Annotated in this window: 17 protein-coding genes; 12 read left to right on the top strand and 5 right to left on the bottom strand. The window is 49.0% G+C overall.

Going from position 1 to position 16,845, the window contains the following annotated elements:
• Positions 1-49: 49 nt before the first annotated feature.
• Complete coding sequence (gene yeaG, locus AC534G_RS14810) at positions 50-1,984, bottom strand: protein kinase YeaG (RefSeq protein ID WP_038640044.1); 1,935 nt, start codon at positions 1,982-1,984, stop codon at positions 50-52.
• Between the two features lie 433 nt (positions 1,985-2,417).
• Here yeaG and AC534G_RS14805 point away from each other — a divergent pair, with 433 nt between their 5' ends.
• The 4 genes from AC534G_RS14805 (at position 2,418) to AC534G_RS14790 (ending at position 5,376) form a co-directional block, all read left to right on the top strand.
• Complete coding sequence (locus AC534G_RS14805; protein WP_038640047.1) at positions 2,418-3,164, top strand: MipA/OmpV family protein; 747 nt, start codon at positions 2,418-2,420, stop codon at positions 3,162-3,164.
• Between the two features lie 573 nt (positions 3,165-3,737).
• Positions 3,738-3,980 (top strand): hypothetical protein, encoded by a 243-nt coding sequence (locus AC534G_RS14800; protein ID WP_110498258.1) that lies wholly within the window; start codon positions 3,738-3,740, stop codon positions 3,978-3,980.
• Between the two features lie 10 nt (positions 3,981-3,990).
• Complete coding sequence (locus AC534G_RS14795; RefSeq protein ID WP_069324299.1) at positions 3,991-4,341, top strand: hypothetical protein; 351 nt, start codon at positions 3,991-3,993, stop codon at positions 4,339-4,341.
• Between the two features lie 180 nt (positions 4,342-4,521).
• Positions 4,522-5,376: an aldo/keto reductase gene (locus AC534G_RS14790; protein WP_110498256.1), complete on the top strand. Its 855-nt coding sequence runs from the start codon at positions 4,522-4,524 to the stop codon at positions 5,374-5,376.
• A 62-nt stretch (positions 5,377-5,438) separates the two neighbouring features.
• Here AC534G_RS14790 and AC534G_RS14785 read toward each other — a convergent pair whose 3' ends face one another.
• Both AC534G_RS14785 and gapA read right to left on the bottom strand, forming a co-directional pair.
• Positions 5,439-6,323: a D-hexose-6-phosphate mutarotase gene (locus AC534G_RS14785; RefSeq protein ID WP_087857699.1), complete on the bottom strand. Its 885-nt coding sequence runs from the start codon at positions 6,321-6,323 to the stop codon at positions 5,439-5,441.
• A gap of 72 nt (positions 6,324-6,395) precedes the next feature.
• Positions 6,396-7,391 (bottom strand): glyceraldehyde-3-phosphate dehydrogenase, encoded by a 996-nt coding sequence (gapA, locus tag AC534G_RS14780; protein ID WP_003030697.1) that lies wholly within the window; start codon positions 7,389-7,391, stop codon positions 6,396-6,398.
• 341 nt (positions 7,392-7,732) lie between these two features.
• Between gapA and msrB the strand changes: the two genes are divergently transcribed.
• Both msrB and AC534G_RS14770 read left to right on the top strand, forming a co-directional pair.
• Positions 7,733-8,146 (top strand): peptide-methionine (R)-S-oxide reductase MsrB, encoded by a 414-nt coding sequence (msrB, locus tag AC534G_RS14775; RefSeq protein WP_006684886.1) that lies wholly within the window; start codon positions 7,733-7,735, stop codon positions 8,144-8,146.
• Positions 8,147-8,188: 42 nt separating this feature from the next.
• Entirely contained in the window at positions 8,189-8,464 is a 276-nt protein-coding gene (locus AC534G_RS14770; RefSeq protein ID WP_003030693.1) for a YeaC family protein, read from the top strand.
• Between the two features lie 43 nt (positions 8,465-8,507).
• Here AC534G_RS14770 and yajD read toward each other — a convergent pair whose 3' ends face one another.
• Together yajD and chiD are read right to left on the bottom strand one after the other, a co-directional pair.
• Positions 8,508-8,852, bottom strand: a complete 345-nt coding sequence (gene yajD, locus AC534G_RS14765; protein ID WP_110498254.1) for an HNH nuclease YajD — start codon at positions 8,850-8,852, stop codon at positions 8,508-8,510.
• A 94-nt stretch (positions 8,853-8,946) separates the two neighbouring features.
• The gene (gene chiD / locus AC534G_RS14760; protein ID WP_110498252.1) at positions 8,947-10,200 is read right to left on the bottom strand and encodes a chitinase ChiD; all 1,254 of its coding nucleotides are present in this window, start codon (positions 10,198-10,200) and stop codon (positions 8,947-8,949) included.
• Between the two features lie 295 nt (positions 10,201-10,495).
• Between chiD and AC534G_RS14755 the strand changes: the two genes are divergently transcribed.
• Genes AC534G_RS14755 through ydjG form a run of 6 tightly spaced genes read left to right on the top strand, consistent with a single transcriptional unit; the run spans position 10,496 to position 16,841 of the window.
• The gene (locus AC534G_RS14755; protein WP_110498250.1) at positions 10,496-11,572 is read left to right on the top strand and encodes a zinc-binding dehydrogenase; all 1,077 of its coding nucleotides are present in this window, start codon (positions 10,496-10,498) and stop codon (positions 11,570-11,572) included.
• A 26-nt stretch (positions 11,573-11,598) separates the two neighbouring features.
• Positions 11,599-12,978 carry an MFS transporter gene (locus AC534G_RS14750; RefSeq protein WP_110498248.1) on the top strand — a complete coding sequence of 460 codons (1,380 nt, stop codon included), beginning with the start codon at positions 11,599-11,601 and terminating at the stop codon, positions 12,976-12,978.
• Between the two features lie 17 nt (positions 12,979-12,995).
• Positions 12,996-14,039 carry an NAD(P)-dependent alcohol dehydrogenase gene (locus AC534G_RS14745; protein WP_069324293.1) on the top strand — a complete coding sequence of 348 codons (1,044 nt, stop codon included), beginning with the start codon at positions 12,996-12,998 and terminating at the stop codon, positions 14,037-14,039.
• Positions 14,040-14,059: 20 nt separating this feature from the next.
• A complete protein-coding gene (locus AC534G_RS14740; RefSeq protein ID WP_038640077.1) occupies positions 14,060-14,896 on the top strand; it encodes a ketose-bisphosphate aldolase in 837 nt (278 codons plus the stop codon).
• Between the two features lie 4 nt (positions 14,897-14,900).
• Positions 14,901-15,848 (top strand): carbohydrate kinase family protein, encoded by a 948-nt coding sequence (locus tag AC534G_RS14735; protein WP_496594418.1) that lies wholly within the window; start codon positions 14,901-14,903, stop codon positions 15,846-15,848.
• Between the two features lie 9 nt (positions 15,849-15,857).
• Positions 15,858-16,841, top strand: a complete 984-nt coding sequence (ydjG, locus tag AC534G_RS14730; RefSeq protein ID WP_110498246.1) for an NADH-dependent methylglyoxal reductase — start codon at positions 15,858-15,860, stop codon at positions 16,839-16,841.
• Positions 16,842-16,845: the final 4 nt, after the last annotated feature.

Below are 16,845 nucleotides of genomic sequence, written 5' to 3'. Positions count from 1 at the left end.
AGAAATTTTGGCCCGGTAAACGGATAAATTTTCCGGGCCATTTATGCTCTTAAGACGATTTACGTACGCGCAAATACCATTCGCACAGTAAACGCACCTGTTTACGCGTGTAGCCTTTTTCCATCATACGGTCGACAAAATCGTCGTGCTTTTTCTGCTCGTCAGTCGAGGTTTTGGCGTTGAACGAAATAACCGGCAGCAACTCCTCGGTATTGGAGAACATTTTCTTCTCAATCACCGTGCGCAGTTTTTCGTAACTGGTCCAGTTTGGATTGCGACCGCTGTTATTCGCTCTGGCGCGCAGAACAAAGTTGACGATCTCGTTACGGAAGTCTTTCGGGTTACTGATACCCGCTGGCTTCTCAATTTTTTCCAGCTCTGCGTTCAGCGACTCGCGATCGAACAGTTGACCGGTATCCGGGTCGCGGTACTCCTGATCCTGAATCCAGAAATCCGCGTAGGTGACGTAACGGTCGAAAATGTTCTGTCCGTATTCGGAATAGGATTCGAGATAAGCTGTCTGAATCTCTTTGCCAATAAATTCAGCATATTTAGGGATCAGGTAGCCTTTCAGGAACTCAAGATAACGTTCTGCCTGCTCCTGAGGGAACTGTTCACGCTCGATTTGCTGTTCCAGGACGTAGAACAGATGCACCGGGTTCGCTGCGACTTCGGCATGATCAAAGTTAAAGACGCGAGAGAGGATCTTAAACGCGAAACGCGTGGACAGACCGTTCATTCCCTCATCGACCCCGGCGTAATCCCGATACTCTTGATAGGATTTCGCTTTTGGATCGGTATCTTTCAGACTTTCGCCATCGTAAACGCGCATCTTCGAGTAAATGCTCGAATTCTCAGGTTCTTTCAGACGAGAAAGAATGGTGAAACGGGAGAGCGTTTCCAGCGTGCCTGGCGCGCAAGGCGCATGGGTCAGCTCACTGTGATTAAGCAATTTCTCGTAAATTTTGATCTCTTCGGAGATCCGCAAGCAATAAGGCACTTTGACAATGTAAACACGGTCAAGGAACGCCTCATTGTTTTTGTTGTTGCGGAACGTCACCCATTCAGACTCGTTCGAGTGGGCAAGAATAATTCCGTTAAACGGCAGGGCAGAGATACCTTCCGTCCCGTTGTAGTTTCCTTCCTGGGTGGCGGTCAGCAGAGGATGCAGCACTTTAATCGGTGCTTTAAACATCTCTACGAACTCCATAATCCCCTGGTTAGCGCGGCACAACGCCCCCGAGTAACCGTAGGCATCAGGATCGTTCTGGGCGTGGTGTTCGAGTTTACGAATATCCACTTTCCCGACCAGCGCAGAGATATCCTGGTTGTTTTCATCGCCAGGTTCCGTTTTGGCGATAGCGATCTGCTCCAGAATAGACGGCCAGACTTTGACGACGCGGAATTTTGTAATGTCCCCGCCAAATTCGTGCAGGCGTTTCGCCGCCCATGGCGACATGATCGTCCCGAGGTAGCGACGCGGGATCCCATACTCTTTTTCCAGGATCTGCGCATCTTCCTGTGGATTAAACAGGCACAACGGATGATCGTTAACCGGGCTACGTTCGCCATTGGCGCTCAGGACATAAATCGGAACTCTCTGCATCAGCGACTTGAGTCGCTCAGCGAGAGATGATTTCCCCCCTCCCACAGGCCCCAACAGATACAGAATCTGTTTCTTCTCTTCTAACCCCTGAGCCGCATGTTTCAAATAAGAAACAATCTGCTCAATGGCGTCTTCCATGCCGTAAAACTCTTCGAAAGCGGGATAGCGTGCAATTACCCGATTCGAAAAGAGTCGAGAAAGACGAGGTTCGTGGGCAGTGTCAACCATGACAGGCTCACCAATAGCCATTAATAGCCGCTCTGCCGCGTTGGCATAAGCACTGCGATCTTGCCGACAAGTGGTAAGAAACTCCTGCAGCGTGAACTCTTCGTCCTTGGCAGCTTCGTAACGCTGGCGATAGTGATCGAATATATTCATGGTATGCCGTCCTTTCGTTTTTTAGCACATGTTAAGAGCCGTTCATATGAATAGTAGAGGCCCCTGAAGAGGTAAACTGAACGACGTCGCTGCTGAAGAAATAAGCAACTCTCATGCCATTTTGATGGTCAGGAGATCAACGTATTCGGTGATACACCTTCTAAAATTAAGCGTAGATGGCATTTGCAAAACTTGCCTGGGTGCGCAAATGAATTTCAATGGCATATCAATAACTCATCAGCAAAAAAAGCACATCTTATGTAAAGAAATGGGGCGGGATTCATGTGGTGTTCACTATCCTGCAAGCAAAATGTCATCACTCGCTGAGAAATTAGGGGGTTACATTCCTGGACTAATACGTAAAATAGTTGGGCTGAAGCGTATTGGCGGTTACACTTTGACCGCTACACATTTGAATAAGGAATTATGGATTGTGACCAAACTCAAACTTCTGGCACTTGGCGTGCTTGCCGCAACCGCAGTTAGCACCGCACACGCGGAAAGTCAGTGGACTGTTGGTGCAGGTGTCGGCGTGATTAACAGCCCGTACAAACAGTATGACCGCGATGTTTATCCCGTTCCGGTTGTCACCTATGAAGGCGATAACGTCTGGTTCCACGGTCTGGGTGGCGGCTACTATCTGTGGAATGATACGGCAGATAAGCTGTCCATCATGGCGTACTATGATCCGACGCATTTCAAGCCGGGTGACAGCGACAGCCATGCTTTGCGCCAACTCGACAAGCGTAAAAGCAGTCTGATGGCTGGCCTCTCGTATGTACATAACACCCAGTATGGTTTCCTGCGTACCGCTCTGGCGGGTGATACCCTGGATAATAGCAATGGCTTTATCTGGGATCTGGCCTGGCTCTACCGTTACACTAACGGTGCGCTGACTTTGACGCCGGGTATCGGTGTGCAGTACAGCAGCGAAAACTACAACGACTATTATTATGGCGTGTCCAATCACGAGTCTCGCCGCAGTGGTCTGAAAAGCTACAGCGCTGACGATGGATGGGATCCATACCTGGAGTTGACTGCAAGCTATAACTTCCTTGGCAACTGGAACGTATACGGCACTGGCCGTTATGTGCGTTTGAGTGATGAAGTGAAGGATAGCCCGATGGTCGATAAATCCTGGTCTGGCATCTTCTCGGTGGGTGTGACCTACAAGTTCTGATGCTATTGCGTGTCAAATACAAGCCTGCAGAGATGCGGGCTTTTTTATGCTTCGTGGGGATGAATATTGATCTAAAACATGAGATTGCATTTTTATAGTAGTTTTATGTTTCGCCTGGCCGCAACGATTATTTAACCAGGTATTTCTTTTGCCGTTACTAAAAATAAACCTCTCATTTGATTAGCCTGATAGCTATTGTTTTTTTTCATGAGGTAATATCGTCATGCCTTAATGATTTATTGTTGTAGTCTGTCGTTTTCTAGGTTCATAATTTATTGATAATACTGTGGTTTATTGTGTCGCGATGCGCGGGGCATTTATTCTCAAGTGGCATAAAGATAACTGATAACTATTTTGGCTTATTTCGAATGTTAACTTTCAGGTGAAAAAATAAAAAATTAATCATTTGTATTTATTTTACATCCTTTAGGTATTTGTCTGAAAAAAATTTAAATTGACATTAAATATCCTATTGCCGATATTCATTAAACTTTAAAAGTAGTGATAGCAACTCTCGTGGTAAGGCCTTAAATATGCCACGGGGATATCTTGAGTAAAAACCTGGTATAAATAATGAAAAAGTTAATCATGATAGCTGTGATGGGCGGGGTCGTGGCTGGATGCACCAGCGAGGCTTCACGCATGAGTGCATGCGAAAACAAAGGGATCAGCCGCGATGCCTGCTACATCGCCGAACAAAACCGTCAGGCGACAATCAATGCTGCGGCTGAAAAACAGGCCCTGGAAAACGCGCAAAATCTGTATAGCTCTGATGGCACCCATTCCGACCATCACCACAAACACGATAAATACTAAGGTTTAACTCATGAAGAAATTGATTATTATCGCTGCGCTGGTGGCTTCATCTGCTGCGCCTGCTTATGCTATCAGCGAAGCATATCGTCAGCAATTACAGCATGAACACAAAACTCAGGTCAGCGACGCTAATGCCCCGGTGCACGCCAGCAAAACCACATCCGTGCATGTGAATAAGCTGGGCGTGGACTTTACACGTGGCGCTGATGGTATTGCATATATTAATGGCAACCCTGCGGCAAATGATGAAAACAATGCCGATGCACAAACTTACAGTGCGGGTTTGATTTCCGTCATCGTCTATAAAAACGGAAAAATTAACGCCATGAAAGAGGGCAAATATTTAGGTCGGTTGAAATAAGCGCTGGTTAGTGAAAATTTTGCATTATTTAGGTCCGGGATCTGCATCAGATCCCGGGCCTTTGACTTTAATCGCATTAACGGGCGACACGCCAAACTATGATGGTGCAATTTGTGCACCATAACAGGACATATGTCTGTTGTTTTGCTTTACTGTGGTGCATTAACACAGGAGGGTGCGATGACAGCGAAACAGGTGATGTTTACGGAGCAGGTATCGCTTCCTGCGATTGGGCAGGGAACATGGTACATGGGCGAGGATTCAGGCCGACGTCGGGATGAAGTCGCCGCGTTACGGGCTGGGCTGGATCTTGGCCTGCGATTGATTGATACGGCCGAAATGTACGCAGATGGTGCAGCGGAAGAGGTGGTTGGCGAGGCGCTGGCAGGTCGGCGTGAAAGCGCTTTTTTAGTCTCGAAGGTTTACCCATGGAATGCCGCGGGCAAGAAAGCGATTGCCGCCTGCGAAGCCAGCCTGCGTCGTTTGAAAACCGATTATCTGGATCTCTATTTGTTGCACTGGACGGGAGACTTTTCATTTGCTGACACCGTCGACGCTATGGAAACGCTTATTGCGCAGGGCAAAATCCGCCGCTGGGGCGTCTCTAATCTTGATTACGATGATATGCAGGCATTATGGCAGGTTGCGGGTGGACGACACTGTGCAACTAATCAGGTGCTCTATCATTTAGCATCGCGCGGCATTGAATATGATTTACTGCCATGGTGCCAGCAACAGCAGATGCCGGTTATGGCCTACAGTCCGCTGGCTCAGGCAGGGCGGCTCCGGGGGGACTTGCTTTCTAACCCAGTGGTCAATGACATTGCGCGCGCCCACAATGCCAGCGCTGCGCAGATTTTACTGGCATGGGTTATTCGTCTTCCGGGGGTGATAGCCATTCCGAAAGCCGCGAATGTGACGCATGTCGAACAGAATGCCGCGGCACTGGAGATAACGCTCTCTGCCGATGAGCTGAAGCAGTTAGATAAGGCATATCCGGCGCCAAAAGGTAAAACGGCGCTGGATATGGCCTGATTTGCCGCATGGCGCGCTGAGTTGCCTGATGGCGCAAACACTATCAGGCAACTGACACGATCTTAGCGCTTAGCAACACGAATCGTTTGTGCCAGACGAGACGGTTTTTCTTCGGTGGTTTTCTGCGGTGCCGTGGCGTAAGCCGTTTCTACGCAAACAAACGTTTTGTAGCCGTCATCCGGCATGTCGCCCATGCTGACAGACAGCGCCGGGCCTGGGTTCCAGCCCACGACATTCAGATGGTGGTGGTGGATGACGTCAATATTGCGATTCAGCGCATCATCATGAATGACGCTGCACGCTTCCGGATTCAGATAGACACGATCGGTACGGTCCGGGAAGGTCTGGATACCATCAGCCAGTACGTCTTCTTTGGCATCATTCACTTTATCGATCAGACGATCGCCAAGACCGCTGACTTTCACCGCCGCAATATCACCCACATTGAAATAGGTATGCAGCGCGGAGGTGGTTTCAAACTCACCGTGCGCTTCCAGCTCCATCTCGCAGGTGGCGCCCACTTTGAAACGGGCCAGCAGGCAGAACTCGTGCGGCCAAAGCTGACGCGTTTCAGCGCTGCTTTGCAGTTCGAACGTCAGTACGACACCTTTCTCGTCTTCGTTATGCGCCTTCAGCGTCCAGGGCAGGTTACGGGCAAAACCATGAGACGGCAGGCCTGGCTGAGCGGCAGGGCCAAACCACGGCCAGCAAATCGGTACGCCGCCACGCAGCGCAACACCGGTTTTAAACGGCGTATTGTTACTTAACCACAGGACTTCTTCTTCACCGTTTGGTTTCCAGGAAAGAAGATGTGCGCCCTGCAGCGCAAAAGAGGCTTTAACCTGCGGGTGATCGACAACAATGACCTCAAGCTCATCAAGCTGACGGCGGGAGAGTACCGGGGCAATTTGTTCGACTACCGGAAGTGCAAAAATTTTATTAATCATTACGCAATCCTTTCTTCAGGCAAAAAAAAGAGCGACCGTAGTCGCTCTTACAGATTACTGTTTCATCTCAACTTATTTGGAGATGTGAGCAATCAGATCCAGAACTTTGTTGGAGTAGCCGGTTTCGTTGTCGTACCAGGATACCAGTTTCACGAAGTTGTCGTTCAGTGCGATACCTGCTTTAGCATCGAACACGGAAGTGCAAACTTCACCGTTGAAATCGGTAGATACTACGTCGTCTTCGGTGTAACCCAGAACGCCTTTCATCGGGCCTTCGGAAGCAGCTTTGATTGCTTTCTTAATTTCTTCGTAAGAAGCAGCTTTTTCCAGACGAACGGTCAGGTCAACAACGGATACGTTCGGGGTAGGAACGCGGAACGCCATACCAGTCAGTTTGCCGTTCAGTTCTGGCAGTACTTTACCTACAGCTTTAGCAGCGCCGGTAGAGGACGGGATGATGTTCTGGGATGCGCCGCGGCCGCCGCGCCAGTCTTTGTGAGACGGGCCGTCAACGGTTTTCTGAGTAGCGGTGGTCGCGTGAACAGTAGTCATCAGACCTTCGATGATGCCGAAGTTGTCGTTGATAACTTTAGCCAGCGGAGCCAGGCAGTTAGTGGTGCAGGAAGCGTTAGAAACGATGTCCTGACCTTCGTATTTGTCAAAGTTAGCGCCTTTAACAAACATCGGAGTGTTATCTTTGGACGGACCAGTCAGAACCACTTTTTTCGCGCCAGCAGTGATGTGCTTACGAGCGGTTTCATCTGTCAGGAACAGGCCAGTAGCTTCAGCTACTACGTCAACACCAACTTCGTCCCATTTCAGGTTAGCCGGATCACGTTCAGCGGTAACACGGATTTTTTTACCGTTTACGATCAGATGACCGTCTTTCACTTCAACGGTACCGTTGAAACGGCCGTGAGTGGAGTCATATTTCAGCATGTAAGCCATGTAGTCAGCGTCTAACAGGTCGTTGATTGCAACGATCTCGATGTCAGAGCGTTCTTGAGCAGCACGGAAAACAATGCGACCGATACGGCCAAAACCGTTGATACCTACTTTGATAGTCATATATTCCACCAGCTATTTGTTAGTGAATAAAAGGTTGCCTGTAAAATTACAAAAACCTTACGCAGCGTCAAGCGGAATCGTGTCAATCATTGCGACAAATCAATCTGCTGCCTAAGCTTTGCGCAACTGACTCGCCTCACTCTTCCTTTGGGCTTGAAACCACATGGGGTCGGCGGCCCGAATTTTAAAGGGCAATCAAGATAAAAACGTGATTCTGATCACGAATTGCAGGCTGCCATTTCGCAAGGATCAAGTTTAGAACAAAAGTTCGCACTCCGGTGTTAATGTTTTGTTAGAATCTGTCTCGCGATGTGAGTTTAGATAAAGCGAGATGTGAGCAAATGGCTAATCAACCTTCTCCAGAAGAACTGAAAAAAAATTTAACAGAAATGCAGTTCTACGTGACGCAGAATCACGGGACAGAACCGCCATTTACCGGGCGTTTGCTGCATAACAAGCGTGACGGCATCTACCACTGTTTGATCTGCGATAAACCGCTATTTCGTTCCGAGACAAAATATGACTCTGGCTGCGGCTGGCCCAGTTTTTACGAGCCGGTCAGCGAAGAGGCTATCCGTTACATAAAAGATACCTCGCATGGTATGCAGCGCATTGAAATCCGCTGTGGGAACTGTGATGCGCACCTGGGACACGTCTTCCCGGATGGCCCAAAACCTACCGGTGAGCGCTACTGTGTCAACTCAGCCTCTTTGAACTTTACCGATGGCGAAAACGGTGAACAAATTAAAGGCTGAAGAAACGATTCAGCAAATTATTCTACGGAGAGAGGATTTAACATGAATCTTGATGAGATGATCAACAGCATGACGCCGGAAGTTTATCAGCGCTTATCTACCGCCGTTGAACTCGGAAAATGGCCGGATGGCGTGGCGCTAACGGCAGAACAAAAAGAGAACAGCTTACAACTGGTGATGTTATGGCAGGCGCGCAACAACATTGATGCGCAACATATGACGATTGATACCAATGGTGAGATGGTGATGAAGAGCAAGCAGCAGCTAAAGGTTGAATTTGGTATTACGCCTGAGCCTATAGCAACCTTCAAATCCTGATAATCCTGGCCCGGCAGTTATGATGTCGGGCCCGCAGTCGCTGTTATTTTTTGTTCATCATCGCCTTCAGATCGGCAAACGGATTATATTTCGCTTCGCCAACAGCCATCTGCGCATCTTCTCCGGCAATCACCGTTGAACCATACTGGTCCGCTTCCGTATATTTAGAATGCTCATGATCGTGACAATACAGGCACAACATTTCCCAGTTGCTACCATCTTCCGGGTTATTGGAGTGATCGTGATCGATATGGTGTACCGTCAACTCGCGCAAATTTGAATAGACAAACTCGCGGGAACAGCGTCCGCAGACCCAGGGGAAGAGCTTAAGCGCTTTTTCCCGGTAACCAACTTCCAGACGAGCGTAATTTTTAGGGATAAAAGCCATAAAAGCTCATGCCTCCAATAGAAAATGAATAGCTGCGCCAAAGATTGGCGCAGCGTAATTCGGTAATCATAACCTATTGTGTCAGGCGTTGGGATCAGTGTTTGATGCCCAATGAATCGGCTAACTGTTTAGCCAGTTGATTGTTGTCATCCGCACCGTATTCCCAGAACATGGCGCCTCCCAGCCCCTTACTCTTGATGTAGTCGGCTTTAATCGCCACCGAGCGCGGGTTTTCATAGGAGAGGGCAAAGAGCGCTTTCCCGTCTGCTGACTGTACCGACAGCCACGGTACTTTCGCCTCATCATCCCAATGCTGGCTAAAGCGCCTCTGCGGATCGTTGATCAGCTTCGCCACGATATCGTTGTACTTCACATAGGTATCTTTGCTCAGATCGACGCCCAATGATTTGAACAACGCAATTTGTGCTGCTTCGAAATAGGGCTGGGTGGCAGGGTTCTTCTGCGCGTCAGGTTTGCTCCAGTCAATTCCCGGTTCAACGGCGCGTTTTGGTACGCGTCCATAAAAACCAATACCCAGATTCATCTGGCTCGGTTTTAACCCGGCGGCGAGATAGTTATTGACCACAAAATCCGCACTGTACTTATCTGCGGCGACGACGGTCGGCCATTTCGTCGAATCATACAGGTTGGAGTTGAAATATTGAGTGCCGTAGGCCATGTCATAGGTCATCAAATTGATGTAGTCGAGTGATGGCGCAATGGCTTTTACATCCACCCAGCTTTTCGGACTTTCCGCATTCGCGCCCACGGCAATGGTCAGTAGCTTTTTATGCCCTAATGCTGCCCGCAGCTCTTTTAACAGCGCGGTAAAGTTAGCGCGATCGGCTGGTTGGCTTTCGACCAGTCCCCATGCGCCATTGACCGGATATTCCCAGTCGAGGTCGATGCCATCCAGATCGTATTTCTCAATGATTTCCTGCGCAGACTGAATGAATACCGCTCGTGTTTCTTTAGTTGCTGCCGCGCCTGAGAATCCACGCGCCCCCCAACCCCCGACAGAAAGCAGAACTTTCAGATTCGGATTCTGCTTACGCAGCTCCGGGATTTTCTGCAAATCAGCCTGCACTTTCTCTGAAAGCCAAATCTGATGCAGCTTGCTGGCGTCTTTTAGGGCGTCATTGGTTTCGTCTTTCTCGTTGTTGTAGACAAGACCAAACGAATAGTTGAGGTGGGTTATCTGGCGCACATCCAGTTTATTGATATCGCCGCCTGGACCGGCAGTGACATCGCCACCGCCATTAAAGTAGCCAACTGACATCAGTGAATTGGCGGAAACAACGCTGGCGCAGAGCAGGGGGAATGCTGCCAACAAAGGCAATAGTTTCATCGGTGTTCCTCTTTGACATTTAAACAAGTAAACACGCCACGGAAAGGCGTGGCGAAAAAAACAGCTCTTACAGATTAACCGTTTCATAACAGAAAAAATGCGAAGGGGTTCACGGCGTACAGGCGAAGCGGCCTCCACGTTTCTGTAGGTTTCAGTACATCTTTGCACTTATTTGTGATCTGAGTTGTGAAATGCAGATCTTAATCTGTGTTTTAAAGATTTTGTGTTGACCTCAAAAATTACATGGATAAGTATGATGACCACTGATGCAAAACTAAACACAAAGGAAAATTCAATGAAAGCACTGGCAAGATTTGGCAAGGCCTTTGGTGGCTACAAGATGATTGATGTTCCGGAGCCGGTATGTGGTCCGGATGACGTTGTGATTGAAATCAGGGCAGCTGCTATCTGTGGCGCAGATATGAAGCACTATAACGTTGACAGTGGTTCCGACCAGTTTAATTCGATTCGTGGTCACGAATTTGCCGGTCGAATTGTCCAGGTCGGCGACAAGGTTAAGGACTGGAAAGTGGGTCAGCGCGTGGTTTCTGACAACAGCGGGCACGTTTGCGGCGTCTGTCCTGCCTGCGAACAAGGTAATTTTCTTTGTTGTACAGAAAAGGTGAATTTAGGCCTGGACAACAATACCTGGGGCGGTGGGTTTTCGAAATATTGTCTGGTTCCTGGGGAAATCCTCAAAATTCACCGCCATGCGCTGTGGGAAATCCCGCCTGGTGTTGATTATGAAGAGGCGGCAGTCCTGGACCCCATCTGTAATGCCTACAAATCTATCGCCCAACAGTCCAAATTTCTCCCAGGTCAGGACGTGGTGGTTTTCGGTACTGGCCCGCTAGGTCTCTTTTCCGTGCAAATGGCACGCATTATGGGGGCCGTTAATATCGTCATGGTCGGGCTGGAAGAGGATGTCGCGGTGCGCTTTCCTATCGCCAAAGAGTTGGGGGCGACGGCGGTCGTCAACGGTTCGAACGAAGATGTGGTCGCCCGTTGTCAGGAAATCTGCGGCAAAGACAATCTGGGATTAGTTATCGAATGTTCCGGCGCCAATATTGCCCTGAAACAAGCTATTGAAATGCTGCGTCCCAACGGTGAAGTTGTCCGCGTAGGGATGGGTTTCAAACCACTCGACTTCTCCATTAATGATATTACCGCGTGGAACAAAAGCATTATTGGTCATATGGCTTACGACTCCACTTCCTGGCGTAACGCCATTCGTCTGCTTGCGAGCGGTGCGATTAAAGTCAAACCGATGATCACTCACCGTATCGGCTTATCGCAATGGCGCGAAGGTTTTGACGCCATGGTCGATAAAACCGCGATTAAAGTCATCATGACTTACGACTTTGATGAATAACATGTTTATTAAAGGGACGTTATCGCATGGAACAGATTGCAAAACCGCACTGCGGCGCCAGGCTGGACAGGCTGCCTGACTGCCGCTGGCATACGTCGATGTTCGCTATGGTAGCCTTCGGATTACTGGTTTGCTGGAGTAATGCCGTTGGCGGATTAATTCTCGCGCAGCTAAAAGAACTTGGTTGGACCGATAATTCTACCACCGCCACGTTTTCCGCCATTACTACGGCGGGTATGTTTCTTGGTGCACTGGGTGGCGGAATTATCGGTGATAAAACCGGGCGTAAAAACGCGTTTATCCTGTATGAAGCGATTCATATTATTTCCATGGTAATTGGCGCGTTTTCACCCAATATGACCTTTCTGATCGCCTGTCGTTTTGTCATGGGGGGGGGGTTAGGCGCGTTGCTGGTAACCCTTTTTGCCGGGTTTACCGAATATATGCCAGGACGGAATCGTGGCACCTGGTCCAGTCGGGTCTCGTTTATCGGCAACTGGTCTTATCCCCTCTGTTCACTGATTGCGATGGGGTTAACGCCACTGATCAGCGCGGAATGGAACTGGCGCGTACAGTTGTTGATTCCGGCTGTGCTGTCGCTCATTGCAACCGTTATTGCATGGCGCAGTTTCCCGGAGTCGCCCCGCTGGCTGGAGTCTCGCGGACGCTATCAGGAAGCTGAACAGGTGATGCGGGCCATTGAAGACGGTGTCATTCGACAGACAGGTAAGCCACTACCGCCGGTCGTGACAGAAGATGATGACAAACAACCGCGTTCAGTGCCGTACTCCGCCTTATTAACGGGAGTTTTATTAAAGCGGGTGATTCTGGGCTCCTTTGTTCTGATTGCCATGAACGTTGTGCAGTACACCTTAATTAACTGGTTACCGACAATATTTATGACTCAGGGGATTAATCTGAAAGACTCCATAGTCTTAAATACCATGAGTATGTTCGGTGCGCCGTTTGGGATTTTCATCGCCATGCTGGTAATGGATAAAATTCCGAGGAAAACGATGGGGGTGGGGTTATTAGTGTTAATTGCCGTGCTGGGTTATATCTATTCGCTGCAAACCAGCATGTTGCTAATCACATTAATTGGTTTCTTCCTGATTACCTTTGTGTATATGTACGTTTGCTATGCCTCCGCGGTATATGTTCCAGAGATATGGCCGACTGAAGCGAAGCTGCGCGGGTCTGGGCTTGCTAACGCGATAGGGCGTATCAGCGGTATCGCCGCTCCTTATGCGGTCGCTGTATTACTTAATAGTTATGGCGTGACGGGCGTATTTGTACTGCTGGGCGCAGTCTCAATTATTGTCGCTGTTGCTATTGCCACCATTGGAATTGAAACAAAAGGCGTCTCTGTCGAGAGTCTCGGTATTGATGCCGTTACCAGCAAATAATATTGACGGGAAATAAAATGAAAAATTCAAAAGCGATATTAAAAACGCCGGGCACGATGAAAATCATTGCCGCCGATATTCCGGTACCTAAAGAGCATGAAGTGCTAATTAAAGTTGAATATGTTGGTATTTGCGGTTCAGATGTTCACGGTTTTGAATCGGGCCCCTTTATTCCGCCGAAAGATCCCAATCAGGAAATAGGTCTTGGGCATGAATGCGCCGGTACGGTGGTGGCAGTGGGAAGTCGCGTTAGTAAATTTAAACCGGGCGACCGGGTCAACATTGAACCCGGCGTGCCGTGTGGCCACTGCCGCTACTGTCTGGAAGGGAAATACAACATCTGTCCTGACGTCGATTTTATGGCCACACAGCCAAATTATCGCGGTGCGCTAACGTACTATCTGTGCCACCCGGAAAGCTTTACTTACAAGCTGCCGGACAATATGGACACCATGGAAGGCGCTCTGGTAGAGCCTGCGGCGGTAGGGATGCATGCCGCAATGCTGGCGGACGTTAAGCCGGGCAAGAAAATCGTCATTCTGGGGGCTGGCTGTATTGGTTTAATGACCCTGCAAGCCTGTAAATGTTTGGGGGCTACCGACATCGCTGTTGTTGATGTCCTGGATAAACGTCTGGCGATGGCCGGGCAGCTTGGCGCGACGGTCGTGATTAACGGTGCGAAGGAGGACACCGTTGCCTGCTGCCAACAGTTTTCCGGCGATATGGGGGCTGACATTGTTTTCGAAACTGCCGGTTCGGCCATCACGGTTAAGCAGGCGCCATATCTGGTAATGCGCGGTGGGAAAATCATGATCGTGGGCACGGTGCCTGGCGATTCAGCGATTAACTTCCTCAAAATTAATCGTGAAGTATCAATACAAACTGTTTTCCGCTATGCCAATCGCTACCCGGTCACCATTGAAGCCATCTCCTCCGGGCGTTTCGATGTAAAGTCGATGGTGACGCATATTTATGATTATGCAGATGTTCAGCGCGCGTTTGACGAATCCGTCAATAACAAACGCGAGATTATTAAAGGCGTTATTAAAATTAACCATTAATTTAAATAGGGAGAAACACCATGCTGGCAGATATTAAATATTGGGAAAACGATGCTCAGAATAAACATTATGCGATTGCTCACTTTAACGTGTGGAATGCGGAAATGCTAATGGGGGTCATTGATGCGGCAGAAGAGGCTAAATCGCCGGTAATTATCTCTTTTGGCACCGGATTTGTGGGGAATACCTCGTTTGAAGATTTTTCGCACATGATGGTTTCGATGGCGAAAAAGGCCTCGGTACCGGTTATTACTCATTGGGATCACGGACGTAGCATGGAGATTATTCACAACGCCTGGGTTCATGGCATGAACTCTCTGATGCGCGATGCCTCCGCCTTTGATTTTGAAGAGAATATTCGTCTGACCAAAGAGGCTGTGGACTTCTTTCATCCGTTAGGCATTCCGGTCGAAGCGGAGCTGGGCCACGTGGGCAATGAGACGGTCTACGAAGAGGCGCTGGCGGGTTATCACTATACCGACCCGAGCCAGGCGGCGGAATTTGTCGAGCGTACCGGCTGTGACTCTCTGGCGGTGGCGATTGGCAACCAGCATGGCGTATATACCTCCGAGCCGAAACTCAATTTCGAGGTGGTTGAGCGCGTACGCCGAGCGGTTTCTGTTCCGCTGGTGCTGCACGGGGCATCCGGCATTAGCGATGCGGATATTAAAAAAGCCATCTCATTAGGCATCTCTAAAATCAATATTCATACCGAACTGTGTCAGGCGGCAATGGTGGCGGTGCAGGAGAACCAGAACCAGCCATTCCTGCATGTTGAACGTGAAGTTCGTAAAGCAGTAAAAGAGCGAGCGTTGGAAAAAATCAAACTGTTTGGCTCTGACGGTAAAGCGGAATGATAATATGGATAATATCGAGGTTATTTGTATAGGGGCGGCAATTGTTGATATCCCCTTACAGCCAGTGAGTAAAAATATTTTTGATGTAGATTCTTATCCGTTAGAACGTATTACGATGACCATCGGGGGCGACGCGATTAATGAAGCGACTATTATTTCTCGCCTTGGGCATCGTACTGCGTTAATTAGTCGGGTAGGGGATGATGCGGCAGGTCATTTTATTCTCGACCACTGTCGTCGGGAGAACATTGATATTCAAAGTCTGAAACAGCATGCGGATATTGATACTTCTATTAACGTGGGTTTGGTTACAGCTGATGGCGAACGCACCTTTGTCACCAACCGCAATGGTAGCCTGTGGAAGCTGAATATAAACGATGTTGATTTTGACCGCTTCTCTCAGGCAAAGCTGCTGTCGCTGGCGAGTATTTTTAACAGCCCGCTACTCGACGGCGAAGCATTAACGACGATCTTCACTCAGGCGAAAGCACATCGGTTAATTATTTGTGCCGATATGATTAAGCCACGACTTAATGAAACGCTGAACGATATTCGCCAGGCTTTGAGCTACGTAGACTATCTGTTTCCTAATTTTGAGGAAGCAAAACAGCTTACCGGCAAAGAGACGCTGGATGAAATTGCCGACAGTTTCCTGAGCTGTGGCGTAAAAACGGTAGTGATTAAGACCGGTAAAAGAGGCTGCTTTATCAAGCGTACCGATATGAAAATGGAGGTCCCGGCGGTTTCAGGAATTACCGCTATCGACACCATCGGCGCGGGAGATAATTTTGCCTCGGGATTTATCTCCGCGTTACTTGAAGGCAAGTCGCTGCGCGAGTGTGCACTGTTTGCTAACGCAACGGCAGCAATATCGGTACTGAGCGTGGGCGCCACAACGGGCGTAAAAAACAGAAAGCTGGTTGAACAACTTCTTGATGAATATGAAGGGTAATAACGGCAGATGAAAAAGATTCCTTTAGGCAGTACGGATATTATGCTTTCCCGCATGGGATTAGGGACATGGGCCATTGGCGGCGGTCCGGCATGGAACGGCGATCTCGATCTACAGGTTTGTATCGATACCATTGTCGAGGCGCATCGCTGCGGTATTAATCTGATTGATACCGCTCCTGGCTACAACTTTGGTAATAGTGAAATCATTGTTGGGCAGGCGCTGAAAAAGTTACCGCGTAAAGATATCGTGGTTGAAACTAAATGCGGCATCGTCTGGGAGCGGACAGGCAGCCTTTTTAACAAAGTGGGCGATCGCCAGTTGTATAAAAACCTCACGCCCGAGTCGATTCGTGAAGAGGTCGATGCCAGTTTGCAAAGGTTGGGTATAGAAAGCATTGATATCTATATGACCCACTGGCAATCGGTCGAACCCTGTTTTACACCGATTGCGGAAACCGTAGACACGCTGAACGCACTTAAGAAAGAAGGCAAGATTCGATCTATCGGTGCCGCCAACGTGGATGCAGGGCATATCAGGGAGTATCTCAAACACGGTGAGCTGGATATCATCCAGGCTAAGTACAGCATCCTTGATCGCGGACTGGAAGCTGAATTGTTGCCGTTATGTCAGCAGCATGGCATCGTCGTGCAGGTTTATTCACCGCTCGAACAGGGTTTACTGACTGGAACAATCGCGCGGGATTATATTCCTGGCGGCGCACGGGCCAACAAAGTCTGGTTCCAACGGGAAAATATGCTGCGGGTGATTGATATGCTCGAGCAATGGCGGCCATTGTGTGAAAAATACCGTTGCACGATCCCCGCGCTGGCGTTGGCGTGGATTTTGAAGCAAAGCGATTTAATCACCTTACTGAGCGGAGCGACCGCGCCTGAACAGGTTCGCGAAAACGTCGAGGCGCTGACCGTTGCCCTGACTGATGGCGATTCGTTATTGATGAGACAAATGGCAGAAGCGTTGGATATAAAATAACCCA

The sequence above is a fragment of the Citrobacter sp. CRE-46 genome (assembly GCF_059615875.1).
This window is presented reverse-complemented; position numbering and strand designations above follow the sequence as displayed.